The organism is bacterium (assembly GCA_021157605.1).
Classification (GTDB): Bacteria; Patescibacteriota; UBA1384; order JAGGWG01; family JAGGWG01; genus JAGGWG01.
Map to the genome: position 1 here is coordinate 1 of JAGGWG010000002.1, position 24,398 is coordinate 24,398.

General features: G+C 37.3%; 24 protein-coding genes, 4 tRNA genes and 1 other RNA gene. 13 read left to right on the plus strand and 16 right to left on the minus strand.

The window, feature by feature from the left end; genetic code table 11:
• The 4 genes from J7K05_00020 to J7K05_00035 form a co-directional block, all read right to left on the minus strand.
• On the minus strand, nucleotides 1-313 hold a 313-nt coding region (locus J7K05_00020; protein ID MCD6194585.1), incomplete at its 3' end, for a hypothetical protein.
• A gap of 66 nt (nucleotides 314-379) precedes the next feature.
• On the minus strand, nucleotides 380-1,555 hold the full coding sequence (locus J7K05_00025) for a MiaB/RimO family radical SAM methylthiotransferase (GenBank protein ID MCD6194586.1): 1,176 nt from the start codon (nucleotides 1,553-1,555) through the stop codon (nucleotides 380-382).
• Between the two features lie 5 nt (nucleotides 1,556-1,560).
• Complete coding sequence (locus tag J7K05_00030; protein MCD6194587.1) at nucleotides 1,561-3,300, minus strand: threonine--tRNA ligase; 1,740 nt, start codon at nucleotides 3,298-3,300, stop codon at nucleotides 1,561-1,563.
• Between the two features lie 99 nt (nucleotides 3,301-3,399).
• Nucleotides 3,400-3,861 (minus strand): hypothetical protein, encoded by a 462-nt coding sequence (locus tag J7K05_00035; protein ID MCD6194588.1) that lies wholly within the window; start codon nucleotides 3,859-3,861, stop codon nucleotides 3,400-3,402.
• Nucleotides 3,862-3,928: 67 nt separating this feature from the next.
• Here J7K05_00035 and udk point away from each other — a divergent pair, with 67 nt between their 5' ends.
• The 4 genes from udk to ssrA all read left to right on the plus strand — a co-directional run bounded on the left by udk (nucleotide 3,929) and on the right by ssrA (nucleotide 6,104).
• Nucleotides 3,929-4,564 (plus strand): uridine kinase, encoded by a 636-nt coding sequence (gene udk, locus J7K05_00040; GenBank protein MCD6194589.1) that lies wholly within the window; start codon nucleotides 3,929-3,931, stop codon nucleotides 4,562-4,564.
• Nucleotides 4,565-4,591: 27 nt separating this feature from the next.
• Nucleotides 4,592-4,939 (plus strand): hypothetical protein, encoded by a 348-nt coding sequence (locus tag J7K05_00045; GenBank protein MCD6194590.1) that lies wholly within the window; start codon nucleotides 4,592-4,594, stop codon nucleotides 4,937-4,939.
• 58 nt (nucleotides 4,940-4,997) lie between these two features.
• Entirely contained in the window at nucleotides 4,998-5,717 is a 720-nt protein-coding gene (locus J7K05_00050; GenBank protein MCD6194591.1) for a 50S ribosomal protein L25, read from the plus strand.
• A gap of 43 nt (nucleotides 5,718-5,760) precedes the next feature.
• Nucleotides 5,761-6,104, plus strand: a transfer-messenger RNA (tmRNA) gene (gene ssrA, locus J7K05_00055).
• Nucleotides 6,105-6,621: 517 nt separating this feature from the next.
• Here ssrA and J7K05_00060 read toward each other — a convergent pair.
• The 4 genes from J7K05_00060 to J7K05_00075 form a co-directional block, all read right to left on the minus strand.
• Nucleotides 6,622-8,253, minus strand: a complete 1,632-nt coding sequence (locus J7K05_00060; GenBank protein MCD6194592.1) for a hypothetical protein — start codon at nucleotides 8,251-8,253, stop codon at nucleotides 6,622-6,624.
• Nucleotides 8,254-8,268: 15 nt separating this feature from the next.
• A complete protein-coding gene (locus J7K05_00065) occupies nucleotides 8,269-8,394 on the minus strand; it encodes a hypothetical protein (GenBank protein ID MCD6194593.1) in 126 nt (41 codons plus the stop codon).
• Nucleotides 8,395-8,679: 285 nt separating this feature from the next.
• Nucleotides 8,680-8,755, minus strand: a tRNA-Pro gene (locus J7K05_00070).
• 87 nt (nucleotides 8,756-8,842) lie between these two features.
• A tRNA-Ala gene (locus J7K05_00075) sits at nucleotides 8,843-8,916 on the minus strand.
• A gap of 85 nt (nucleotides 8,917-9,001) precedes the next feature.
• On the opposite strand from J7K05_00075, the gene J7K05_00080 reads away from it, so the two are divergent.
• Nucleotides 9,002-9,790, plus strand: a complete 789-nt coding sequence (locus J7K05_00080) for an SDR family oxidoreductase (protein ID MCD6194594.1) — start codon at nucleotides 9,002-9,004, stop codon at nucleotides 9,788-9,790.
• A 2-nt stretch (nucleotides 9,791-9,792) separates the two neighbouring features.
• Here the strand turns inward: J7K05_00080 and J7K05_00085 are convergent.
• The 6 genes from J7K05_00085 to J7K05_00110 form a co-directional block, all read right to left on the minus strand.
• Nucleotides 9,793-9,863: transfer RNA gene (locus J7K05_00085), tRNA-Gln, on the minus strand.
• 10 nt (nucleotides 9,864-9,873) lie between these two features.
• A tRNA-Glu gene (locus J7K05_00090) sits at nucleotides 9,874-9,946 on the minus strand.
• A 407-nt stretch (nucleotides 9,947-10,353) separates the two neighbouring features.
• Nucleotides 10,354-11,016, minus strand: a complete 663-nt coding sequence (locus J7K05_00095) for an rRNA small subunit methyltransferase 1 (GenBank protein MCD6194595.1) — start codon at nucleotides 11,014-11,016, stop codon at nucleotides 10,354-10,356.
• Between the two features lie 3 nt (nucleotides 11,017-11,019).
• Nucleotides 11,020-12,300, minus strand: coding sequence for a divalent metal cation transporter (locus tag J7K05_00100; protein MCD6194596.1), 1,281 nt, complete (start codon nucleotides 12,298-12,300; stop codon nucleotides 11,020-11,022).
• Nucleotides 12,284-13,069: a hypothetical protein gene (locus tag J7K05_00105; protein ID MCD6194597.1), complete on the minus strand. Its 786-nt coding sequence runs from the start codon at nucleotides 13,067-13,069 to the stop codon at nucleotides 12,284-12,286. Before J7K05_00105 ends, J7K05_00100 begins: the two co-directional genes overlap by 17 nt.
• A gap of 41 nt (nucleotides 13,070-13,110) precedes the next feature.
• On the minus strand, nucleotides 13,111-14,073 hold the full coding sequence (locus tag J7K05_00110; GenBank protein MCD6194598.1) for a G5 domain-containing protein: 963 nt from the start codon (nucleotides 14,071-14,073) through the stop codon (nucleotides 13,111-13,113).
• Between the two features lie 367 nt (nucleotides 14,074-14,440).
• On the opposite strand from J7K05_00110, the gene J7K05_00115 reads away from it, so the two are divergent.
• The 5 genes from J7K05_00115 (at nucleotide 14,441) to J7K05_00135 (ending at nucleotide 18,922) form a co-directional block, all read left to right on the plus strand.
• Complete coding sequence (locus J7K05_00115; protein MCD6194599.1) at nucleotides 14,441-16,444, plus strand: ATP-dependent DNA helicase RecG; 2,004 nt, start codon at nucleotides 14,441-14,443, stop codon at nucleotides 16,442-16,444.
• Nucleotides 16,445-16,449: 5 nt separating this feature from the next.
• Nucleotides 16,450-17,046, plus strand: a complete 597-nt coding sequence (locus J7K05_00120; GenBank protein ID MCD6194600.1) for a helix-hairpin-helix domain-containing protein — start codon at nucleotides 16,450-16,452, stop codon at nucleotides 17,044-17,046.
• A 129-nt stretch (nucleotides 17,047-17,175) separates the two neighbouring features.
• Nucleotides 17,176-18,180, plus strand: a complete 1,005-nt coding sequence (locus J7K05_00125; protein ID MCD6194601.1) for an AI-2E family transporter — start codon at nucleotides 17,176-17,178, stop codon at nucleotides 18,178-18,180.
• The gene (gene smpB / locus J7K05_00130; GenBank protein MCD6194602.1) at nucleotides 18,177-18,623 is read left to right on the plus strand and encodes an SsrA-binding protein SmpB; all 447 of its coding nucleotides are present in this window, start codon (nucleotides 18,177-18,179) and stop codon (nucleotides 18,621-18,623) included. The genes J7K05_00125 and smpB overlap by 4 nt, the downstream gene beginning before the upstream one ends.
• Entirely contained in the window at nucleotides 18,620-18,922 is a 303-nt protein-coding gene (locus J7K05_00135) for an HU family DNA-binding protein (GenBank protein ID MCD6194603.1), read from the plus strand. The genes smpB and J7K05_00135 overlap by 4 nt, the downstream gene beginning before the upstream one ends.
• A gap of 35 nt (nucleotides 18,923-18,957) precedes the next feature.
• Here J7K05_00135 and J7K05_00140 read toward each other — a convergent pair whose 3' ends face one another.
• Nucleotides 18,958-19,746 carry a YmdB family metallophosphoesterase gene (locus J7K05_00140; protein ID MCD6194604.1) on the minus strand — a complete coding sequence of 263 codons (789 nt, stop codon included), beginning with the start codon at nucleotides 19,744-19,746 and terminating at the stop codon, nucleotides 18,958-18,960.
• A gap of 179 nt (nucleotides 19,747-19,925) precedes the next feature.
• Here J7K05_00140 and rny point away from each other — a divergent pair, with 179 nt between their 5' ends.
• The gene (gene rny, locus J7K05_00145; protein MCD6194605.1) at nucleotides 19,926-21,446 is read left to right on the plus strand and encodes a ribonuclease Y; all 1,521 of its coding nucleotides are present in this window, start codon (nucleotides 19,926-19,928) and stop codon (nucleotides 21,444-21,446) included.
• 5 nt (nucleotides 21,447-21,451) lie between these two features.
• Here the strand turns inward: rny and J7K05_00150 are convergent, their stop codons facing one another.
• Complete coding sequence (locus J7K05_00150; protein ID MCD6194606.1) at nucleotides 21,452-21,970, minus strand: nitroreductase family protein; 519 nt, start codon at nucleotides 21,968-21,970, stop codon at nucleotides 21,452-21,454.
• 84 nt (nucleotides 21,971-22,054) lie between these two features.
• Here J7K05_00150 and J7K05_00155 point away from each other — a divergent pair, with 84 nt between their 5' ends.
• Complete coding sequence (locus J7K05_00155) at nucleotides 22,055-23,536, plus strand: methionine--tRNA ligase (GenBank protein MCD6194607.1); 1,482 nt, start codon at nucleotides 22,055-22,057, stop codon at nucleotides 23,534-23,536.
• Nucleotides 23,537-23,541: 5 nt separating this feature from the next.
• Nucleotides 23,542-24,396 (plus strand): DMT family transporter, encoded by an 855-nt coding sequence (locus tag J7K05_00160; GenBank protein ID MCD6194608.1) that lies wholly within the window; start codon nucleotides 23,542-23,544, stop codon nucleotides 24,394-24,396.
• The last annotated feature ends 2 nt before the right edge of the window (nucleotides 24,397-24,398 follow it).

Consider the following 24,398-nt stretch of genomic DNA (forward strand, 5'->3'; position numbering starts at 1 on the left):
TAATAGTGTCACGGTATTGCCAACTGTAATCATACCAAGAGGTTCCCAAAACCTTGCCTTTTTGAAGAGATAGAGGAATAGAGATATAGGGAAATGTATAGGCAAAGAAAAGAACAAAAGAAAGAATTAATATGCCTAAGTTTAAAAAAGAAACATTGGAGAGAGAGTGATAGAGATTGTACCAAGAAAACCTTTGCTTTAGAGTTTGGTGGAGATTATTAAGAAAGTGAAAGATTTGGGTTTCTTTAAAAGAAGTTTGTTCTTTATTTTGTTCTGACCAATCAAAATCTTTTGGAGTCTTTAGCCGAGGCATAGGAAATAGTTCTTTACTTTAAGCCATTATAACACACCAATATTATGACAAAAAAACTTAATACTCTCAATTATTCTTACTGCCTCCTTCAGCTACTTTCCAAGGGTTATCCAACCCTTGCCCTGTTTTATTGATCAAATTATCCAAAATCTCAAACCGCCTTTTTTTCTCTTTTAAAGACACATTATCATCTAAATCAGCCGCTGGAGTATTGGGACGGGGACTAAATTTGGCAATAAAAGCCTGATTAAACCTGCATTTTTTAACCAGATCAACGGTATTTTGAAATTGCTTCTCTGTTTCTTGAGGAAAACCAACAATAATATCAGTGGTTAAAATCACTTTTGGTATTTTTTGGCGAATCTTTTTTACTAACTCCAAATACCTTTCTCTTGTATAGCCACGATTCATCTTTTTTAAAATCTCATTATCCCCTGACTGCACTGGCAAGTGGATCCATTTAACTACTTTATCTAATTTACCTATAGCCTCAATCAGCTCCTCGCTCATATCTTTAGGATGAGAAGTAAGAAACTCAATTCTAAAATCACCCTCCAAATCATTAAAGTAGTTCAACAAAAGAACAAAATCAGGTTTTTGGCCATAGTGTTTTTGCAAGAAAGTTCGAGCTTTTTTATCCAGACGATAGCTGTTCACATTCTGAGCTATAAAAACAATCCTCTTTGCCCCCTCCTTCAAGACTCTCATCACCTCTTTCTCTATTTCGCCAAAAGGCCGATATTTCTCCCTTCCCCGTGTATAAGGCACTACACAATAAGTACAAAAATTATTACAACCTGTACCTATAGGTATATAAGCTCTATTTGATCTTCTTTGAGCCTTGATATTAAAAAAACCTTTTTTGGCTAGCTGTTTCCCTCTTTCAAAAGCAGGTTTATCAATAATCTGTTGGGAAAAAATAAAACTTAGCAGCTTTTCTGGTTTTAAAATAGGAAAAATCAGGTCAAATTTTGAAGAAAATTTAGCTTTGTCTGAACGAGTAATACAACCAGAAAGCAACAAAAGAGATTTCTTTTTTGACCAAACCCTAAGCTTCCCCCATATTCTGTCCACTGGCGCCTGCCTTACTGAACAAAGCAAAACAATAATCAAATCAGCATCCTTATCACTCTCAACTTCTTCTAAACCTATTTTAGTTAACAAATACCGCAATCTTTCAGCATCATTCTCATTCATCTGACAACCCAAAACAAAAAGAAAAAATTTAGCTTTTTTTGCCATAGCGATTACAAGTTCAAGCTTTTGTTTGCAACCTTTTCTGCCAGATAAGAACCAAAACTTTCTAGAGTCATATTTTTTATCTTTCCGCCTCTAATCCTCACTGGAAGCTTTGTTTTAAGACCTTTTTCTTTGTCGCCCAAAACCAACACATAGGGAACCTTATCTTCTTCAGCTTTTTTAATCCTTTTGCTCACAGTTTCAGAAGAGGAATAAACTTTAACTCTAAAACCAGAAAGATGGTCAGCTACCTTTTTGGCTAAAGCAAGATGCTTTTCTGCCACTGGCACTAAAGCTATTTGTACAGGAGCCAGCCACAATGGAAAAGCTCCGGCATAATGCTCAATCAAGCCACCAATAAATCTCTCCATTGCACCTAAAACAGTGCGGTGGATCATCACCGGCCGTTCTTTTTTCCCTTTTTCGTTTATAAAGTAAAGATCAAACTTTTCCGGAAAATTAAAATCAACCTGAATTGTCGGTCCCTGCCATGCCCTCCCCAAAGAATCTAAAAGCTTTATATCAATTGAAGGGCCATAAAACTTTGCCTCTCCCTCGCCTTCATGAAAATCAACCTTCTCCTTTTTAAGAATCTCTCTCAAGGCCCTTTCTGCTTTTTGCCAAACCTCTTCTGAACCAATATAATCCTTTTTATTCTCTTTATCACGAACTGCTAACTCTATCTCAAGCTTTTTAAAACCAAAAACCTTTAACATCTTTTTGGCTAAATTGAAAACTTTGGCAATTTCCTCTTCAAGCTGATCCTGACGGCAAAAAATATGGGCGTCATCCTGAGTAAAACCCCTAACTCGCAAAAGTCCTAAAAGCACCCCCTTTTTTTCATAACGATAAACTGTGCCTAACTCAGCATATTTAATTGGCAAATCACGATAACTTCTTTGTTCAGACTTATAAATCTGTACATGAAAAGGGCAGTTCATTGGCTTTAAAAGATAAGTTTCGTCTGGCATCTCAATAGGGCTGTACATCATTTCTCGATAGTGCTGAAAATGACCTGATTTCTTCCATAACCCCACACGGCCGATGTGGGGGGTATAAACAAGCTGATAACCCTCTTTTTTGTGTACGTCTTTCCAGAAATTTTCGACCTCTTCTCTGATAACTGCACCTTGAGGGTGCCATAAAACTAAACCAGAACCAATTTCTTTTGGATAGATTCCAAAAAGATCCAATTTTTTACCCAAAACCTTGTGGTCCCGCTTTTTTATCTCCTTAAGTTTTTGCAAATAAGCCTCAAGTTCTTCTTTGGAGTCAAAATAAGTACCATAAACCCTCACCAGCATCGGGTTAGTCTCCTTGCCCCGCCAATAAGCTCCAGCTAAGTTCAGCAGTTTAAAGCCTTGGGCATTCAGTTCTTGAGAAGAGTTAATGTGCGGACCTTCACAAAGATCAACAAAATCACCTGAATAATAAACAGATATCTTCTTATTTCTTTTAGCCAAATCTTTAATTAGCTCCAGCTTAAAAGGCTCGTTTTGAAAAACTTTTTGAGCTTCTTTGGGCGATAACTCTTTACGCCTAAATTCTACCCCGGAGAGAATAATCTTTTTAGCCTCTTTTTCAAGACGCGGCAAATCGTCTTCTTTAATTTCTACATTAGAAAAATCGTAGTAAAAACCATTATCAATAGCTGGACCAATCCCCAACTTTGCTTGGGGAAAAAGCCTCTTTACTGCCATAGCTAAAATATGAGAGGCAGAATGACGTTTTTTCTTTAAACTCTCCATAACCCTTACAGTTTATGCCAAAAAAACCAGATAATCAAATAAACCCCCTGAGCAAAAGGGAATTTTCCCAACTCAGGGGGATGCTATACAGCTTAATTTTTATTTTAAAACCTGCCTTACTTCTTTTATCAAGGAGATGGTATTATCTGCTTGTTGAAGGTCTCCTCTCTTCTCCGTTAAAAAAACTAATTCTTGAGCCAAAATCTCCTGCCATTCAACCCTCTTCTCTGCAAAAACTTTATCTTTTTTAGCCCCAGAAACCACTTTTTTTACTCTTGAAAGCAGGTTTTGAGCTCGCAAAATGGAAACCAAAGCCTTATCCGAATCTTTATTTAAAACTTCGTTTATTTCACTCATCTTTTCTGAAGAGAGCTGAATTAACTTATCTACCTTTTGCACAGAAGAAAAAGTAAAAAACAAAACTATCTCCTCTTTACCGGTCTCTAAAAAATACCAAGGGGACAAAGGGGTTAACCCTGCTGGCTTAAAATCAAAAGCCAACACCAAAGAAGGAAAGAGGAAAAAACCTGCTAAAACCAAAAGGCCTAAAATACGACGCATTAATTTTATGTTGCAGTGAAAAAGGTATTCAATCAAGTGGATAAACCCACTATGATATAATAGACCAATGAAAAACAAAATCTTTACTATTGGTATTACCGGAGGAACAGCCGCAGGCAAAACCCAAACTATAGAACGGCTGAAAGAAATATTTGGACCAAAAATTACTGTTATCTCTCAAGATAACTACTATTTAGACGCCCAACATTTGGGTGAAGAAAGATGGCAAAGAGCCAATTTTGATACACCAAAAGCTATTGATACTCATCTATTCATAAAACACCTCAAAAAACTTAAAAAAGGCGAGGAAGTAGAGATACCAATTTATGACTTTAAAACCCATTCCCGCAAAAAACAAACCCTAAAATTAAACTCCAACCCTGTAATAATTGTAGAGGGAATTTTTGTGCTAACAATAAAATCTGTACGTCAGCTTTTAGACTTAAAGATATTCTTAGATGCTGACAGAGATATAAGGTTAGCCCGCCGGCTTCTCAGGGATATATACCGACGGGGTTTAACTATTAAAGAGTTAGCGCAAAACCTACAGTGGTATCTAGAAGTAGTAAAACCCCAACAGGAAAAATGGGTTCTGCCTTCTAAAAAATACGCCAATCTTGTCCTTGACACTAATGAAGGCACCAGATTAGCAGTAAAAAGAATCTCTGAAATTATTTCCAAAAAACTTAAAGCTTTGACTTGATTTGACAAACTTGTTAAAATATAGGTGATGGATTCAAAACTACTCCAACAATTAATCAAAAGCATTCAGGCTAAAGTCCGCTGTCCTGTTTGCAGTATGCACTACCCAGAAGAAGCTATTAAGTTTCGAGGGAACATCAATAACTTTTTCCTTTTTCAATTAACTTGTCCCCATTGCCAAAGTAATGTTTTTGCCTCGGTAATGGTTAATGAAAGAGGTATACCTCCAAAAGCTGATATCTTTTTAGAAACTACTCCTTCTATAAAACCTCCATTGTTTGAACAGCGTAAAAAGCCAATTAAAGCCGATGAGGTAATAGAGTTTGCCCGTTTTATTGAAAAGCAAAATACCCCTCTTTCAGATTGGTTAAAATAACTCTTGATTACAAACATAAAGTGTGTTAAGTTGGCTGGTGTTGTTTTTAAGATAAATTATGAATAAAACACAAGCTAAAATTTCTCTTTTAGCCCAAAAAAGAGACAAAAAAGAAAAACCAAAAAATATACGCCAAAAAGGGCTAATACCGGCTGTTATTTATGGCCCCCAAACAAAACCTATTTCTCTTTTTGTCAAGGCTAAAGAAGCGGAAAAAGCCGTTGAGGTTGGAACCTCGCACTTAATTGATTTAGAAATAAACGGCACAAAGAAAAAAGTACTTATTTACGATATTCAGTTTGACCCTATAACTGACAAAATTATTCACTTGGATTTTTATGCGGTGCGAATGGACCAGCCTATTAAAACAGAAATACCTTTAGATTTTAAAGGCAAACCTCCTGCAGTTAAAAACAAAGGTGGGGTTTTGCTTACAGAAAAAGATTCTGTAGAAGTAGAATGCTTGCCTAAAGATCTGGTCGATGAAATCAAAGTAGATTTGACTGTTTTAAAAGATCTCCACGATACTATTAAAGTAGGCGACCTAAAAACACCTAAAGGCATTGAGATAACTGAAGACAAAGAGGTAGTAATAGCTACCATTCAGCCTCCTCGATCAGAAGAAGAATTGGCTGAACTGGAAGAAGCTCCTGTTGAAGATGTGGAAGCAGTTGAGGTTGAAAAGGGCAAAGAAGAGGAAGAGGAGGAAGAAAAAGCTGAAGAAACAAAAGAGGAAGAAGAACAAAAAGAACCTCAACCAGAAGAAAAAACCTCCTAAACCTTGTTTTTAGGTTTTTTAGTGCTATAATAGAGCAAGAAAAGGGGCTGAAAGGCATTGATGCTTTTGCAGTTTCCTTCAAAATGCAGGCAAGCAGTTGCTGGACTGCTTTGAACAAAACCAGTAATTCAAGTGCCAAAGAACCGGCACTCGCTCTTGCTTAATACAAGAGCACCCCTCAGCTTGAGCCGAGAAAGCTGAAGCGGGTTCAAAAACTCGGCTTAAAAGCTTGTCTTGCTCCAGATAAGCTTGGATTCTAAAAAGGAGCTTATTTCTGCTTTTTTTGCCTAGTTTAAAGAGCAGAAAGAATTTTCAAACTAGGCTAAGCCTGTAGATTCTTGGGGAAACCAAGAGCAGACGAGGGTTCAAATCCCTCCAGCTCCACCAGAGTTTATTTGCCGCCTGACGGCGGCAGGCAAAGCCCGCAAAAATTGAAACATTTTTGAATGGGCGCGCGCAAAAATCTTTTTCAATTAAGGAAACAATTTTTGCGGGCTTTGCCTCTTTGCTGACGCAAAGACGAGCCGCTTCTCACCCCCAGTCCGCCTTCGGCGGACAGAGCAGGCGGGCTGGGGGCGGGAAAGCGTTTCCGCAATTCCTCTGGCAAGAGGAAGGCAAAACAGAAAAATTTTCTTTTCCTTAATTGAAAAAAATTTTGGGGGCGCGCGATTAAAAAAATGTAGAGAAAATTTTTCCGTTTTGCTTGCCGCCGTAGCGAAGCGGAGGCGGGCGGAAACGCTGGGCGGGATTCAATCCGCAAAATCCTCTGGATTTTGCTCAAAAAAGGTTCGGATTTCGTCCAATAAACACCACCATATTGAATTTGAGGATTGTTCCGCCTCGCCCTCGCTTTCGCCGCCGCCGAATTTCGTGCCAGCGAAGTTGGCGCGCCGTCTAGAAAATTCTAAACGGTGAATGCAACCAACTTAACCACTAACCAAGAAACAATCAAAAACACAACAGAAAAAACTGGAACAAAAACATACTTCATCTTATCTTTCGGTTGGAATGACCAAGATGAATAATTATTCAATTTAAGCTGCTCAAATAAATTTTTATCTTCCGGCTTTATTCTTTTGATGACTAAGGAAAACACCAATACTGCGACTGAAACTAATACCAATATAAGCTGTCCTGTTGCGTTGAAATAACCCGAACCAAACAAATCTGCCAATTCTTCAATTAAACCAGGAATAACAAAAAGAGAAATTACTAAAAATGGCACATCAGCCAGTAATAGAATAGCCGCGAGTTTTCTTTTCCAAAAATAACCCCTTTGTTTTATTTCAGTAAGTACTGGTTCAACGCTTTCATTTTTTTCTTTTGTACTAACAAGCGCAATTGTTATCAATAATCCAAAAATTGATAAACAGTTAGATAGTCCAACAAGCCCAAGCTTAAATATGTTTTTTCTCAACGCTTTAAAGGTGATCCAACCTACTAAAATACCTGTTATCAACGAGCTTATAATCAGCAAAATTATCGCAATAATTACAGGATGTTTAGCAATAAAAGTTGAGTAATAAGTTTTTATAGGCGAAAAACTGCTTATCCATAAATCATCAGTTAAGAACTTTGATGGTGCGTTAATTTTTATTTTAGTGTATTTGATATCTTGGTTTCGTCCGCTATAAAAATTTTTCAGGTCATCAGCAAAACTAACATAACTGTCAATATAATAATCCACTTTTGTATAGCTTTTAATATCTTGAAATACTTTTGGCGAAACATGACCAATTACTCTAATTGTCGCCGGAACTATCTTGCTTCCATAAACACTTGTTGGAAGCATTGGGTAATAAATATCTTTTGTGGGAAATGTTACAAATACACCCCTATTTTGAGTAGATATAATTTTTTCAGGGGAGTTTATCCAAGAGACAACGAAAGAATACTCTTTACCTATGTAGTTATCCAAAACCGGAATAGAGCCGCTTTCAATTTTTAATTCTTTACTTCTCAAATAATTATAAAGACCGGTAGTAGTTTTGGCGGTAATAATTTCCGAAGCAATGCCCTCTTTTTCTAGATGGTCATAGACAATAATATCTTGCTCAATATTTCTACTAAAACCATCCGGCGCGCCGAGGGCATTTTCAATACTTTTAGTTCCAGCTGTGTCTAATGTTCGAGAGAACAACACAAAGGGAATTGTATAAATTTGCGTCATCTGTAAAAATTCTGTCGTATCGTCTAAGTTAAACTTCGCTTTTTTTGAAATTTCTTCACCACTTAACTGGGGTAAACTTTTTACAACATCAATTGTTACTTTGTTCGGGTCAGCAGGAACTGGGAAAAGCCAAACAACACCATTGCTATTTTCGCCTTCAAATCCGACGCTAATAATCATTTTCTGCAAGCCATTATCATAATTAATAAATGCTTGTTGATTACTTTCATCTGAATAATCCCACCTATCCGAATAAGGATCGGGCTTTATCATTATACCGTCTGCAAGAACTGATTTAGGAGTAAAGGAAAATATCGCCAAAAGTGCGATCAGCGATAATGTTGTGAATGGGAACATTTTGCTCATAGTTTTATTTTACGATTATTTAATTAACTCATCAACGTTAACCTCAAGAGCTTTCGAAATTTCCTTGAGAGTATTGAGCGTTGGGTTCTGGTTTTTGCCAGGTTTAATTTTTATAATTGTACTGTTGGCGACATCGGCCAATCTCGCTAATTTTTCTTGATAGTCCTTTGACTTCTCTTAATCTCTTAAATTTTGGTTATGTTTGACATACTAATATCGTGGAATTAAAGTATAAAGTTATATTTTTACTGCAGCAAAAATCAAAAAATGTAAACAACAAATTACTGGCGGCGGAAAAGCGAGGGCGGGGCGGGAACTCCTTTCCTCCAGACCCCCTTTCCTTCCCGCCCCGCCCGAGTGGTTTGGTTTTTTGCTCCGCCTGTGGCGAAGCAATCAAACTCGCCCAAAAAATCAGAAAGTCAATTATGGTCGGGGATGCGGGACTTGAACCCGCAACCTCCGGCACCCGAAGCCGGCGCGCTACCAATTGCGCCAATCCCCGATTTTTGTTTCTAAATTATATATTTTCTTCTATATTTACTGCGAGAGCGAAGGTCGAATCCGCAAACAAGGAGTTTTAGTCTTTTTATGGAGCCGGTGGGATTCGAACCCGCGACCTCCGGTGTGCAAAACCGGTGCTCTAGCCAGCTGAGCTACGGCCCCAAACCCCCCTAAAAATAACTTTTTTTTAAACAAAAGTCAAAGCAATAAGTTGCCATTAAATAATCTTTGTTTTAATATCTAAAAAATGGCTGCCAAAAAACAATTGCTCTCCCTAAAAAACAAAACCTCTCTCATTACCGGCGCTGCTTCAGGGATAGGCAAAGCTACGGCTTTACGTTTTGCCCAAGCTAATAGCAACCTCATTTTAATAGACCGAGACAGCGAAACCTTACAAAAAACTAAAAAAGAAATCCAACAAAACTATAAAGTAGACATAAAAACCCATATTACTGATCTTAGCCAAAAACAGGAAATCGATAAGCTTTGGCAAAAACTTAATCAAATACCAGATATTCTTGTTAACAATGCTGGCATTTATCCAGAAACAAGGTTTTCTGAACTCACTGAAAAAGAACTTAAAAAAATATTTGATATTAACTTTTCCTCTGTGCTTTGGATGTGCCAAAACTTCATCCGTTATAAAAAAAGAGACGGCATAATTATCAACATCTCTTCAATTGAAGCTATTATGCCTTTTAAAGCTGATTTAATACCTTATGCTACTAGTAAAGCCGCGGTTATTGTTCTCACTCGCTCTCTTGCCAGAGAATACGGCAAAAAAGGATTTAGGGCTAATGTGGTTATTCCCGGCGGTATTCACACCCCAGGCACTAAAAAATTAATCCAAACCGCTTTAAGCAAATTAAGGTTTGACTTAATTGAGACCGGCATTATGTTTAAAAAACGCCTTGCTCTAAACAGATGGGGCAAAGCTGATGAAATAGCCAAAGTAATCCTGTTTTTAGCCAGCGATCTCTCCAGTTATATCCAAGGCGCAGTCTTGCCTATAGACGGAGGCTTTTTATCTGCTTAAAACTGCCGGGGAAGGATTCGAACCTTCATTACGAGGGCCAGAACCTCGCGTCCTGCCATTAGACGACCCGGCAATAATTACCTTGACCCCACCGGGATTCGAACCCGGGTTTCCAGCTTGAGAAGCTGGCGTCCTAAACCACTAGACGATGGGGCCTTTTTAAAACATTTTTTGAACCTGCTAGAAAAACTCGATCTTGAGCAGAAAGAACTTTCAGCTTGAAAAGCTGACGCCCCGCCGTAAATTGAAAACAATTTACGGTGAGACAGGTCCTAAACCGCTAGACGATGGGACCAAACGCCAAAAACGTTTGGCTTTTTGCCAATTTAACAAATAAATCCTTTGTTAGCAACTAAAACCTAATCAAATCTCTATCAAAAATCTTGACAAAAACGAAAAGAAGTTAATAGCAGTACTGAAGGGAAGTGCGCCTTAACCACTCCTCTGCCCCCTAATCATTTATGCAAACCTCTACCTCTTTGCTCAAAAAATTTGCCTAAAACCAAAAAACGTGAGCTCTCTTAATCAGAGACCTTTTTTAATAAAACCCCCTACTTTGACTTTTAAACCACTAAAGCCGCCCACTCCCCTTTAACATTTTTTGAAGACAACAAAGACAAAACTTCTGGGATCGTGCCCCTAAAAACCTTTTCATATTTTTTGGTAGCCTCTTTAAGCAAAACAATTTCCTTTGCCCCAGAATTCTGTAAAAACTCTAAATCTTTAAGCAAACGGTATGGCGAAAAGAAAAAAATCAAAGCCCTCTTAAATTTCAAATCAGAAGCTATTTTCTCTTTAATCTTACTGCGTCCTTTTTTAGGTAAATAGCCATAAAATACGGTTTCACTAAACCTTAAACCAGCCAAGCTTAAAACTAAGGTCAAAGCTGAAGCTCCGGGCAAAGCCACTACTTTTAAACCTGCTCTTATAGCCTCAGCTACTACTTTTTGACCCGGATCAGCAATACCCGGCGTACCTGCTTCAGATACAAAAGCCGCTTTTTCCCCTTTTTTTACCTCTCTAATAGTATTTGCCAAATACCTCTCGTTTTTACCGGCAAAATATGGGTAAATTGGTTTTTTAATCTCATAGTAATTCAAAAGCTGCAGAGTTCGACGTGGTTTTTCTGCCAAAATAAAATCTACTTCCTTGAGTATCTCTAAGGCTCTTAAGGTAATATCTTTCAAATTTCCAATTGGCAAAGGCACAATATAAAGTATCCCCATATTTTAAGTAAGAAACATTGCTAAATCAGCAATAATAAAAACAATAAAGGAAAGCCAAGTAAAGAAACGGATCCAAAAAGGTGGCAGATGCTTTTTCATTATTTGAGAGTTTAAGCCGACTTTAAGCAAAAAATAAAGCAAAAAAGGCATTAAAAGCCCGTCTAAAACTTGACTGTAAACCAAAACCCGAATCGGATTAACACCTAAAATAGCGATAATTAAACCCAAAAGAAGAGACAAAAATAATATCCAATAAAATCCTTTGGCTTGATTGATTTTTTTGTCTAAACCCTCTTGCCAGTGCAAAGCATCAGCCAAAACATAAGCTGAAGAGGCAGCCAAAACAGGGATAGATAAAACTCCGGAACCAATCAAGCCCAAAGCAAAAAACCAAAAAGCAAAATCTCCAGCTAAAGGCTTTAAAGCTAAAGCCGCATCTTTTGCTGTCTCTACCGATATGCCTTTAGCGTACAAAGTAGCGGCTCCAGCCACAATAATAAAGTAAAAGATAAGATTGGAATAAAGCATTCCCCATCTTACCCCCGAGGCTTCCTCATTTAAATCAGCCACTTTTTTGCGCTCTTCCACCTCTTCTGTGGCTTGCCAAAAAAGTAGGTAAGGAGAAAGCGTGGTGCCTAAAACAGCCACTGCCAAAACCCAAACTGAGTGGCCAGAGGTTAAAAAGGGATTTAAGCTGTGCTTGGCTACTAAACCCCAATCAGGATGAGCTAAAAAAGCAGAAACAACATAAGCTAAAAACAAAGGGGTCAAAATAAAAAAGAAACGGGACAAAAAAGCATAATTTCCTTTAAAAAGGAGTATTCCAAAAATTAAAAATAAAACCAAAGCAAAAACCCAGACCGGGACCGGACTAACCAAAGATAAAACCTCACACATTCCAGCCAAATCAGCACCAATAGTACTTATGTTGGCAATTAAAACTAAAATAGCGACTACAATTGCTACCTTCTGCCCCATCTTATCCCTTATCACCGCTGCCAAACCTTTTTTAGTCACCACTGCCAAACGAGCAGTCACTTCCTCTACAGCAATCAAAAGTGGAACAGTTAAAAACATCAGCCATAAAAGAGAGTAACCTGCAGAAGCCCCAGCTTGGGTATAGGTTACTATACCGGCTGGATCATTATCTGCTGCCCCAGTGATTACTCCATTTTTTGCCTTTTGGAAAAAATCCAAAAAGTGCCGCCTCCGTTTATGAACAGAAGGAAAGATATTGGCTAAAACACTACCTTTACTTTTTATTTTTTTAATTAAGTTCAGCATCTTTCAGGTTAAAAAATAATCGCAACCACTCTTCTAAACTTAAATCTTCAGCCCTAATGTTTAAATCTATTTTGGCTGATTTAAATTTTTTTTGCAAAGCGCTCTTCTCTTTTCTCAAACCAGCAACCAGATTATTAATCAATTTTTTGCGCGGCCGGCTAAAGCCGTGTTTTATTAAGCGCAAAAAATCTTTTTTTATTTTATCTCGCTTTAAGCCAAAAGGCAGGGGATAGGAAAAATTACTTAACTCAATTACTGCGCCATCTACTTTGGGCTGGGGCCAAAAAGCTTCTTTTGGCACAAAAAACAAAACCTTTGCCTGAGCACAAAACTCTACGCTTAGAGAAAAAATTGATTTTTTTTCAGCGAACTTTTCTGCCACCTCCTTATTAATTAAAAAAACCGCTTTTTGAGGCTTGCTTTTTAAAGCTAAAATCTTTTGGATAATCGGCTTTTCCAAATAAAAAGGCAAATTGCCAAAAACCTGAAACTTCTTCCATTTGTGCTTAACAATCTCTTTATCCAGATCCACATCCCTAATATCAGCAATCAAAACTGAAGTATTAGGGACAACACGCAAAAAATTTTTATAACGCTTATCTTTTTCAATGACCAAAACTTTGTTTTCTTTAGCTAAAAAAGAGGTCAATTCACCCTTGCCTCCTCCAATTTCTATTACAGGAGTCTGCTTTAAAGCTAAACCAACTATTCTTTTTAAAAAAGTTTTATCCTGCAAAAAGTTTTGTCCTAACTTTTTTATAGGTCGCACAGTAGTAAAAATTAATTATAAACTATCTTAACAAAAACTTTTTATTCATTAATTTTCTCTATCTTAATACGCGGCAAAACCCCTTGCCAAAGCTCTCCACCCAAAGCCTCAAAAGCTGAAGTAGAAAGATCAATCACTGTTGGAAAGCCAAAAGCTCCCCAACCTGAAGCTACTACCTCAATTGAACGGCCATTGTCTAAATTAGTTACTAAAAGCTTTGTCCCTTTAGGAACCAAATTACAGGCTCCAATCATACGCGAGGTAAAAATATACCACCTTGCTTCTCCTGTAGCTAAATAAGTAGTTTTAGGCTTAGTGCCATAAGCAATAATTTTAGTCTTTGGCTCCTTAGTAACTTTTTCTTCAATTTTTATCCATTTAACATCCTTTCCATTTTCAGTAACTACTTTGTAAACCACTTTTTTCTCTCCATACTCTCCTGCCTGAATCACTCTGTTTTTGCCTTTAACCATATCTGGGTCAGGCTGGCGCTTAACTGCAAAAGAGAGAGCAACTGTTTTCTCTTCTATTCTTTCTCCTACTCTAACTACTTTAATTGTCATCCCTGTTTTAATTTTGTCTGTTAAAGACGGTTCAACTCTGTCTTTAGAACCCAAAACCACCTTTTTTTCTTTAAGTAAATCAGCTACAGTATCCTGCCAACTGCGCACTATTTCTTTTTTGCCGCCAACATCTAAATAAATAGTTGGCGCTCTTTTAATTTCCACCACTGTGCCCTGACAAAGATTAAAAGGAAGAGTCTCTGAAACCTTGTCTTCTGGATAAACCACAAGACCTATTTGAGAAAAAAATTCTTCTTTACTGAGAACAAAAGCCTCTCTTTCCTGAACTAATCCCTCATCAATTAAAACCACTTTTTGAGAACAAAGATAAGAAACAATACCTTTAACCTGCTTTTGCTTAGTAAAGGCTACTCCTAAGCCTATAAAGAGAAATACAGATATCAGGCCGCTTAAAACAGAAAAAAAACTCTCTTTTTTCACAAATTAAATCTTAAAGAAAAAAAACCTCTCACTCAAGCAGTTGCTTTATTTTAAAAATCAAATTAAAATTAAAATAACGCTCGTACCTTGACGAGGGAGGGAACAACATGGTGGGCCCCGAAGATTTCACTGAAGTATTACTTGGAGCACTTCCTAGAGTAGGGAGTGCTGACCCTGAGGAAATCCTCAGGGCCGCAAAAACGGGGGAATATTTCCCGTCCAGCGCCGTGGCCCAGGCGCTAGCGTTTTATCAAGAGGGAGGGATACCTATCGAATTTTCAGAAAAAAACTGAGAACCCCGCCTCCTCCTGTTGCCCGCGCAGGAGGAGGTATTTTTTTCCTAAGCTTCTAGTTTAATATAAAGTAGATGCTCTCTTTAAACGATCCCTTGTGCCAAATCAAAGGTATTGGCCCCAAAAAAGCCGCACAGCTAAAAAAGCTAGGAATAAGAAATGTTAAAGACCTGCTTTTAATTTTTCCTAAAAAATACCTCAACCTAAAAGCGCTTAAGCCTATTGGACAAATTAAACTCTCAGAAAAAAAACAGCTCATCTCTGGCAAAATTACTAATCTTAATCTTTTCCGCACCCCAAAAAGAAGATTTTTTATTCTTGAAGGCATTATTCAGGACAAAAGCGGCTCTTTGCTTTTTCGTTTTTTTAACCAACCCTACCTTTATTCTGTTTTAAAAAACAAAGAGGTTTTCTTTTTTGGCAAAACAAAACTTGATCGCGGAAAAATAGTGTTTGAAAACCCTCTCTATGAATTCAAAACCCAAACCCAAAGTTTTAAAAAGATGTTCCCTCTTTATCCTGAGGTGGCCGGCTTCTCTTCTAAACAGATACGCCAGCTTATTAAAAATACCTTAGTTAATATAAAAAGATTCCCTGCTGTTCTGCCTCGCAATTTAAACCAAAAGTTTAATCTTTACTCTTTAGAGTATGCTTTAAAAATAATCCACCAACCCTTAAACATAGAGGCCTTAAAAAAAGCCAAAAAAACTTGGGCAGTTTTAGAGATGCTTGCTTTTATTGCCCAAACTAAAACCCTAAAAAAACAAAAGAAAAAATGGCAAAGCTTCTCCTTAAAACCTTATGACCTTAATCCTTTTACCAAAAACCTGCCTTTTAAACTCACCTCTGATCAGACAAAGGCTCTACAAGCAACCCTCAATGACACTTCCCAAAAACACCCCTCTGCCAGTTTATTAAATGGAGACGTGGGTTCAGGAAAAACTATTGTTGCCTTTTTGGCAATGATAAATACCGCTTTAAACAAAAAACAAGCGGTGCTTATGGCTCCAACTGAGATCTTGGCTTACCAACACTTTTTAAACTTTAACAAATTTTTTAAAAGCAGATTTAAAACAGTGCTTTTGACTAATATCTGGCGTCTAAAATCCAAAAAGGCTAAAACAGAAAAACTCAAAAATTTAGCAGAAATCAAAAAAGCAAATTTGATCTTTGGCACCCATGCACTTTTAGAAGAAAAAATTAAAATTCCTAATCTGGCTTTAGCAATAATAGACGAACAACAACGTTTTGGTGTTAAACAAAGAGCAAAACTAAGACAAAAAATAAACAAAAAGAACTTTCTGCCCCACCTTTTAATGCTTACTGCCACTCCTATACCTAGAACTCTAACCTTAATTTTATTTGAGGACTTAAAAGTTAATTTTCTTAAAACCACACCCTTTAGACGTCAAACTTTAACCAAGGTTCTTGGGCCCAATCAAAACAAACAGGCCTATCAAAAAATACACTCTGAATTAAAAAAAGGAAATCAGGCTTTTGTGGTCTGCCCAATTATTGAGAAAAAAGAAACCTTAGATTTTGACAACCGCAAAGCCGCAGAAGAAGAGTTTAAAAAAATCAAAAAAATCTTTCCTAAATTTCAAGTCGACCTCTTGCATGGCCGAATGAAACCCAAAGAAAAAGAAAAAACCATAAGAGAGTTTAAAAAAGGAAAAACACAAATCTTGGTGGCCACCTCTGTAATTGAAGTCGGTGTAGACATTGCCAAAGCCACAGTTCTTTTAGTGGAAACAGCAGAACACTTTGGTTTTTCTCAGCTGCACCAGTTAAGAGGAAGAATTGGGCGCAGTGGGCAAAAAAGCTATTGTTTTTTTATAGCTTCTTCGCAAAGAGGAACTAAAAAAATAAAGTTTTTAGAAAAAACTACTGATGGCTTTAAAATCGCTGAACAAGATTTAAAACATCGCGGCCCAGGTGAAATTCTGGGGGAGCAACAACACGGTTTTTTAAAATTTAGGTTTGCCAATATATTCAGCAAAAAATTAAGTGAAAAAATTAAAAAAATAACTAAAGAGCTTAAACCAGCTGACTGGCAAAAACTACTTTTGCTAAAATAAAATAGGTGTCGGAGATACTGAGTATTTTGGGGCACTACCGCCGCCAAATTGTCTTTTTCCTTCTTTTAATATCTTTTTTATTTCTCATCATTTACCCTTTTTGGCTAATTAATAAAAAAGGGAAAGTTAAAGGGGCAAAAACAATCGCTGTTGAAGTCAGCGGCGCTGTTAATAAACCCGGCCTCTATACTTTAGATTCTCAAAGCAGAGTAGAGGACGCTTTGCAAAAAGCCGGCGGCATCAATCAAAAAGCAGACAAAAAATTTGTGGCTGAAGTTTTAAATCGAGCCAGATTTTTACAAGACGGAGAAAAGATATTTATACCTTTTGAAAAAGAGCTGGAGACAAAAACAACGGCAAAGAGCAACGAACAAAAAGCAGAAAACAGCCAGCCCAAAACAACCAAATCTGCTTCTATTAATATCAACAAGGCTTCTCAAAAAGAACTGGAATCACTCCCGGGTATAGGACCGGTTTATGCCCAAAGAATTATTGAGTACCGCCAAAGCAGGGGACCCTTTAAAAGCAAAGAAGAGATAAAAGAGGTAAAAGGGATTGGCGAAAAGACATTTTCAAAAATCAAAGACCTAATTTCTATTTGATAAATTTTGTTTTTTGTTCTAATCCAAAAGCCACCAGAACTCCAAAAAGTCGTTTAGTCCGGATAAATAACAAAAAGACAACAAAGCTCCTCTTTTCTTTTTTAGATATCAGTAGTAAAATACAAAGTAATGAAACAAGAGTTAAGCATCTCGCCCAAAAGCATTGTTTGGTTTTTTGCCTCTCTACTTCTTGTCTTTTTAATTTGGTATATCAGAGATGTTATCTTTCTTTTCTTTATTGTTCTTTTATTTTTTGCTGCTTTTAATCCTTTGGTAAGTGCTTTAGAGCGCCGCCGTATCCCCCGATTTCTTTCTGCTGTCAGTATTTATATAACATTTCTATTTATTTTAGCTCTGGTCATATATGCTTTTATCCCTCCAGTGGTAAGGCAGTTGCAACTTTTATCTTTATATTTGCCTACTTACTTCTCTCAATTCAAGGAGATTCTTTTACAAACCCAACACTTTAACTTTTTGAACCAAGGCATACAAAACTCATTAAACTCTTTAGCGCAAACCCTTTCCCAATTCAGCCAGAGCGCGTGGACAGGAGTAATTTCTATATTTGGCGGCATTGTCTCCTTTTTGGTTATTGTAGTAGCCAGTTTTTATCTTTTGCTTTACAAGGGTCATTTTCGCCAAACAATTCTCAAACTCTTCCCTAAAAAACAGAGAAAATTAATCCGCCGCATACTTAAAAGAGTAGTGGAAAAATTAGGCGCCTGGACATTGGGAGAAGTTGTCCTCTGCTTTATTGTAGGTCTGATTACTTTTATTGCTCTCTCAATACTAAAAGTCAAATTCGCTCTACTGCTTGCGCTTTTAGCAGGCATTTTAGAAATCATACCAGCAATAGGACCAGTTTTAGCAGCAATCCCGGCTGTGGCCATTGCTCTTCTTGTTTCTCCTTGGCAAGCCCTGGGCGTCATTATTGCTTATGTTATTATCCAACAGATCGAAAACCAATTCTTGGTTCCTTTAGTAATGCGCCGCGCTATTGATTTAAACCCTGTTTTAACTATTTTTGCCCTTTTAGTCGGAGCAAAACTCGGAGGAATTTTGGGAGCAATTATTGCTATCCCAATGTTGGCTGTAATTTTAGTAATTCTGGAAGAAACCGTCTCCAACCTATGAAAATATTCTCTCTGAACAGAAAAGCCAGATATGAATTCCAGATTCTAAAACGCTATCAAGCCGGCATTGCCCTTTTAGGACAAGAAGTCAAAGCAATCCGCGAAGGGAAAATATCACTTAATGAAGCCTTTTGCCTACTTAAAGAAAAAGGACTATACCTCATCAATGCCCACATTGGACAATACTCCAAATCAGGGGAGAAATTAGACCCTTACCGGGAAAGGCCATTGCTTTTAACCCAAAAAGAAATTGCTGAAATTAGAAAAGAACTGCAACAACGTAAAGGATTAAGTTTAATTCCTCTCAAAATTTTTGACAAAAAAGGGTGGATCAAGATAGAAATCGCCTTAGCCAAAAAGAAAAAAAAGAAAGACAAGAAAGAAGCCTTAAAACAAAAAGCAATCCAAAAAGAAATAGACCAAGAAGTTAAACAACATTTATGAAAAAAAAGGAGCTTATCAAGCAGTTAGCTAAAGAAGAAAAACTCTCTGAAAGAAAAGCGCAAACCTTAACAGAAGCTGTTTTTGATATTATTACTCTTGCTCTCACCAAAGGAGAAAAAGTTAAAATCTCCGGATTTGGCACTTTTTTAGTAAGAAAACGCAAAGGAAGAACAATCCGCAATCCTAAAACCCATAAAAAAATGAAAATCTCTGACTACTGGATACCTCACTTCAAAGCCGGCAAACCACTTAAAGAAAAAGTGAGGGAGGGAATAGAAATTAAAAAAACAAGAAAATAAAACAAAGATATTTTTAAATTAAAATACTGGAAGGGCTATTTATACTCTAAGTTTTCTAAGTCGCCAACAACTCTTATTTGTTTAAACTTTTTCTCCTTGCCAATCTCTAACAAAACAGCATTAAACTCAACTGAACCGCTTTCAGGAATTTTATGCCTAAAAGGCATACCGCTGAGATAACTCTTGATTATTTCTCCCCCTTCTATACCCAACACCGAAGGGTAAGCTCCTACCATACCAACATCAGTTATATAAAAGGTCCCTTTGGGCAAAATTTGAGCATCTGCTGTAGGTATGTGCCGGTGGGTACCAAACACAGCCTCAACCCTGCCATCAGCATAAAGGCCAAAAGCTCTAGCTTCACTACTGGCTTCAGAGTGAAAATCAACCAAAGCAATATCAAATAAACCCTTATTTTCCTTTAAAATGGAATCCAGTTTTTTAAAAGGACAATCCAAAGACTCACGCATAAAGGCTCGGCCCAAAAGATTAATAATTAACACTTTTTTAGTTCCTGATTCAATAACTATATAGCCACGGCCAATGGCATCAGGGTAATTAGCTGGTCTAATTACAGGATATTTATTCAGCACCACCTCTGATTCTCTCTTAGCCCAAATATGGTTGCCGCTAGTTAAAACATCTATCTGGGCTTTTAGCATCTGTTCAGCAGTACTTTCAGTTATACCTTTACCATGGGCCAAATTTTCACCATTAGCGATCACTAAATCAATCTGTTCCTCTCTAATTATTTTAGGAACCAAAAACTCTGTCGCTTTACGCCCGATCCTGCCCACAATATCACCAACAAAAAGAACTTTCATAGTGTTTAAGGTAGCAAAACCTCTTCTTAAAGTCCATTATTACTGGAAAAAAGAAGGCTGTGGATAAAAAATTATCCTTTTATCTAGCTTGTTGTCTAACTTGACTCTTAAGTCTTCTGGTTATAAAATAAAGCCAATGCCTTTGGCAATTTTTAGAAAAATAAAATCAGGGAGCACCTATGAATATCACTATTCTCTCTCTAATTTTTGGTGTTTTAGGCCTAGCTATAGGATATTCTTTAGAAAATTTAATCTCTCGAACCCGCCGACAAAAAGCTGAGAAAAAAGCAGAAAAAATCCTCCAAAAGGCAAAAAAAGAACGCGAAGCTCTCTTAGAAAAAGCGCAAAAAGAAGCTCAAGAAATTAAAAAATCAGCTGAAAAAAAAGCTGATGAGCAGGAAAAATACCTTAAAGAAACAGAGTCCGCCTTGCGACGCAAGGAAGGTTTTTTAGAAGAAAAAGAAAAAGAACTCCGGGAAAAGTTAAAACAACAAGAAGAGATTGAAAAAGAGATAAAACAGCAAAAAGAAGAAATTGAAGCTCTTAAAAAAGAGGAGAGGAAGATTCTACAGCAAGTAGCTGGTCTTAAAAAAGAAAAAGCCAAAGAAATGCTGTTTAAAGCTGTTGAGGAAGAGTATGAAGAAGAGTTGGCGCGTCTCATTAAGAAAAAAGAAGAAGAGGCCAAAGAAGAAGGAAACAAAAAAGCACAAAAGATATTGGCTACCACTATCAATCGTCTGGCTCAGGATTTTACTGCTGAACATACGGTTTCTGCAGTCCAACTTCCCTCAGACGAAATGAAGGGCCGTATTATTGGTCGAGAAGGAAGAAATATTCAAACCTTTGAACGACTCACCGGCGTAGATTTAATTATAGATGACACACCAGAGGTAGTGACTATCTCTTCTTTTGATCCAGTCAGGCGGGAAATCGCCAGAACTGCTTTGGAAAAATTAGTCGCTGACGGCAGGATTCACCCCGCCCGTATAGAAGAAACAGTAAAAAAAGCAGAAGAAGAGATTAACCAGCAGATTAAAGAAGCTGGAGAACAGGCGATTTATGAATTGGGGCTACCGCAACTACACTCTGATTTAACCAAATTGCTAGGAAGATTAAAGTTTAGAACTAGTTATGGACAAAATGTTCTTCAGCATTCAATTGAAGTGGCACGGCTAGCTGGCATGCTGGCCGAAGAGTTAAAAGCAGATGTCAATGTAGCTAAAACAGCTGGATTGCTTCATGATATTGGCAAAGCTGTAGATCATGAAATCCCCGGTTCTCACGCCCAAATAGGCAAAGATATCCTTAAAAAATACGGGGTAGCCAAAACAATAGTAAACGCTGTTGCTGCTCACCACGAAGAGCAAGAACCCAAAACTACTGAAGACTGGATTGTGATGACAGCTGATATGATCTCCGGAGCCAGACCAGGAGCCAGAAGAGAAACAGCTGAAGAATATCTAAAACGTATTCAGGAATTAGAAAATATCGCCACCAGCTTCAAAGGCATACAAAAAGCCTATGCCATTCAAGCCGGCAGAGAGGTTAGAGTCTTTGTAGAACCGGAAAAAATTTCTGATTATGAGGCGAAAAAATTAGCTAAAAATATTGCTGAAAAAATCGAAAAAGAGACTAAATATCCCGGTGAAATTAAAGTTATCACCATCCGCGAAACCCGCGCTGAAGAAATCGCCAGATAGCTCCACTACTTTTCAAAAACAACCACCTCCTGAAGAGACTTGCGTAGCTTTGGCTTTGGTTTTTCTGCTGGATAACCCAAAGGAACTAAAACTAAAGGCCTAAGAGCAGGTAAAAGACCCAAAATTTGGGCTACGTTTTCTTCATCAAAAGCACCCACCCAGCAACCAGCCAAACCCAAACCTGTAGCCGCCAAAAGGAGATTCTCTGTGGCTGTTGCCACATTCTGATAAGCATAAACACATTCTCCTCGCCTCCCATAGTGATTAGAGATTTCTTCAATATCACTACAAACCACAACTACCACCGGAGCTTGACTAATAAAATCCTGTCCCCGCGAAGCTTCAGCCAGTTGTTGTTTTAATTTCTTGTCTCTAATCACACAAAAACGCCAATCCTGAGTGTTGCCTGCTGAAGGAGCAAAAGTAGCTGCCTTAAGAACCAACATCAGCTTCTTCTCCTCCACCGGTTTCAGAAGGAAATGTCGGCAAGAAAACCGCTGCTTAATTGCTGTAAACAACTTCATATATCTTTCATTATCTCTAATAACCATCTTTAATTAAAGATAATATTGAAAGTAGTCCTAAAATAATTTAAGATTACAAAGTCAATGAAGTATTTTTTTATTACCACTCCAATCTATTATCTGAATGATAAACCCCACCTGGGGCATACTTATACAACTTTAGCTGCTGATATTTTGAGCCGCTACTTTAGAACTAAACAAAAGGTTTTCTTTTTGACCGGCACAGACGAACACGGTCTCAAAAACTATAAAACCGCTCTTAAACACAAACTCCGCCCCAAGGAATTCTGCGACCAAATGTCGCAACTCTACCAAAAAACTTGGAAAGATCTGGAGATTAATTATGATTTCTTTATCCGCACCACAGACCCTTTTCACGAAGAGTTTGTTAAAAGAGTTCTCAGTGAACTAAAACAAAGAGGAGTATTTTATGAAGGGGAATACGAAGGTTATTACTGCGAAGGTTGTGAAGAGTTTAAAAACAAAAAAGATTTAGTCAAAGGCAAGTGCCCTATCCACCAAACCAAAGCTATAAAACTCAAAGAAAAGAATTGGTTTTTCCGCTTAAGCCGGTTTCAAGAAGAAATAAAAAAACATATAGGAGAAGATTTAAGAATTCGCCCTTCTAACCGAGAGAAAGAGGTTTTAAGTTTTTTAGAAAAAGAAAAACTTCAGGATATAGCTATATCCAGACCTAAAGAAAGGGTCAAATGGGGAATAGAGCTTCCTTGGGACAAAAACCAGCTAACCTATGTTTGGGTAGATGCACTTCTAAACTACCTTTCCGGACCTTTAGCCTCAAAAGGGTTTAACTTTAAAAATAAAAGCTGGGAAGAGATCCAAGAGGCGGTAGCAGATTTTTGGCCAGCAGATTGGCAGTTAATTGGTAAAGATATTTTGCGTTTCCACGCTGTTATCTGGCCTGCTTTGCTTTTGTCTTTAGAGCTTCCTTTGCCCAGAAACATCTTTGCTCACGGATTCTTCACTATTGAGGGACAAAAAATGTCTAAAACTTTAAAAAATGTTGTCAGTCCTCTAGAGCTTAAAAAACAATACGGCTTAGCTCCAGTACGTTACTACCTTTTTAAAGAATTTGCTTTTGGCAGAGATGGAGATTTTTCCCTAAAAAATCTCAAAGAACGCTATAACAGCGATTTAGCTCATAATATTGGCAACCTTTTTTCCCGCACTTTGGCTTTAATTAAAAAATATCCAAGCTTTAAAGCAGAAATTGAGTTCAATTCTAATCCAAAAATAGAAAACCTCTTAAAAGAGTTAAGATTTAGGAAAACATTAACAGAAATCAATAACCTAGCCCAAGAAAAAAACCAGCTTATCGATAAAACCAAGCCATGGGAACTGATAAAAGAGGCAGCTCAGGGCCAAGAGTTTTCTTTGCGCAATCAAGCCCAAGAAAAGCTGGATGAACTTTTTAAAGAGCTGTTTTTGAGCTTACAACAAATAGCTCACTATCTCAGTTTCTTTTTGCCTGATGAGGGAGAAAAATTAAAAGAAAGTTTAAAAACAAGGGAGAAACAGATAGTTTTTCCAAAAATTGAAGAGTAAAAACTATGTTTTACGCCTTAACTGCAACCTTAATCTCTGCGGCTACATTAGTGGCTCAAAAATTCAGTCTTTCTAAACTCAAAATCAACAACCGTATATTCAATTTAGTAGTTTTTTTCTTTTTAGCGTTGACTGCTTTCTTGTGGTCTCTTCATAACCAAACACTGCCCACAAAAGAGTTTTTCCAAGGAACACCTTTATTTCTATTAATAATCCTTGTCCTTATCGCTTTTTCTTGGAATGCTCTTTTTTCCTATGCTTTACAAAAAGAAGAGATGTCGGAATCAGAACTGATTATCTCTTTTAGTCCTCTTATTACTATTATTCTAGCTTTTCTATTTCTGCCTGAAGAAAGAAGCTATCTTATCTTTATCCCAGCTCTTATTGCTGGCGGCTTTCTTATCTGGGCTAATATTAATCACCATGGTTTAGATTTTTCCAGACAAGAAAAAATATTATTTATCGCTGTTTTGGGAATTGCTACAGAAGCAATTTTAATCAAAGAATTATTATACTTTCTCTCTCCTGAAGCCCTTTATACTTTACGCTGCGCCAGCACTCTGCCTCTTTTTGCTGTTTTAGTAGCAGTTAAACCTAACTTTAAACCCAACCTCAATCCTATTCAGACCGCTTTTGTTGGTTTAATCGGCTTTTTGGCTACTATTCAAATGGTATTCTTTTATCATGCTTACCAAATCTTGGGGGTAGCCCAAACTACTCTAATAAGTCTCTTGGGACCTGTTTTAGTTTTTGTCTTTACACCCTATTTCTTAAAAGAAAAAATAAAGAAAAAACAATGGGTTGCTCTAATAGTTATTACTGCTTGTATTGTTTTATCCCAATATCTTTTAAAAACTTAAAA

Excerpts from the sequence above, each read along its gene's own strand:
- J7K05_00025 (MCD6194586.1), bottom strand. The coding sequence starts at position 1,555 with ATGGCAAAAAAAGCTAAATTTTTTCTTTTTGTTTTGGGTTGTCAGATG.
- J7K05_00030 (MCD6194587.1), bottom strand. The coding sequence starts at position 3,300 with ATGGAGAGTTTAAAGAAAAAACGTCATTCTGCCTCTCATATTTTAGCT.
- J7K05_00035 (MCD6194588.1), bottom strand. The coding sequence starts at position 3,861 with ATGCGTCGTATTTTAGGCCTTTTGGTTTTAGCAGGTTTTTTCCTCTTT.
- udk (MCD6194589.1), top strand. The coding sequence starts at position 3,929 with ATGAAAAACAAAATCTTTACTATTGGTATTACCGGAGGAACAGCCGCA.
- J7K05_00045 (MCD6194590.1), top strand. The coding sequence starts at position 4,592 with ATGGATTCAAAACTACTCCAACAATTAATCAAAAGCATTCAGGCTAAA.
- J7K05_00050 (MCD6194591.1), top strand. The coding sequence starts at position 4,998 with ATGAATAAAACACAAGCTAAAATTTCTCTTTTAGCCCAAAAAAGAGAC.
- J7K05_00060 (MCD6194592.1), bottom strand. The coding sequence starts at position 8,253 with ATGAGCAAAATGTTCCCATTCACAACATTATCGCTGATCGCACTTTTG.
- J7K05_00080 (MCD6194594.1), top strand. The coding sequence starts at position 9,002 with ATGGCTGCCAAAAAACAATTGCTCTCCCTAAAAAACAAAACCTCTCTC.
- J7K05_00095 (MCD6194595.1), bottom strand. The coding sequence starts at position 11,016 with ATGGGGATACTTTATATTGTGCCTTTGCCAATTGGAAATTTGAAAGAT.
- J7K05_00100 (MCD6194596.1), bottom strand. The coding sequence starts at position 12,300 with ATGCTGAACTTAATTAAAAAAATAAAAAGTAAAGGTAGTGTTTTAGCC.
- J7K05_00115 (MCD6194599.1), top strand. The coding sequence starts at position 14,441 with ATGCTCTCTTTAAACGATCCCTTGTGCCAAATCAAAGGTATTGGCCCC.
- J7K05_00125 (MCD6194601.1), top strand. The coding sequence starts at position 17,176 with ATGAAACAAGAGTTAAGCATCTCGCCCAAAAGCATTGTTTGGTTTTTT.
- smpB (MCD6194602.1), top strand. The coding sequence starts at position 18,177 with ATGAAAATATTCTCTCTGAACAGAAAAGCCAGATATGAATTCCAGATT.
- J7K05_00135 (MCD6194603.1), top strand. The coding sequence starts at position 18,620 with ATGAAAAAAAAGGAGCTTATCAAGCAGTTAGCTAAAGAAGAAAAACTC.
- J7K05_00140 (MCD6194604.1), bottom strand. The coding sequence starts at position 19,746 with ATGAAAGTTCTTTTTGTTGGTGATATTGTGGGCAGGATCGGGCGTAAA.
- rny (MCD6194605.1), top strand. The coding sequence starts at position 19,926 with ATGAATATCACTATTCTCTCTCTAATTTTTGGTGTTTTAGGCCTAGCT.
- J7K05_00150 (MCD6194606.1), bottom strand. The coding sequence starts at position 21,970 with ATGAAGTTGTTTACAGCAATTAAGCAGCGGTTTTCTTGCCGACATTTC.
- J7K05_00155 (MCD6194607.1), top strand. The coding sequence starts at position 22,055 with ATGAAGTATTTTTTTATTACCACTCCAATCTATTATCTGAATGATAAA.
- J7K05_00160 (MCD6194608.1), top strand. The coding sequence starts at position 23,542 with ATGTTTTACGCCTTAACTGCAACCTTAATCTCTGCGGCTACATTAGTG.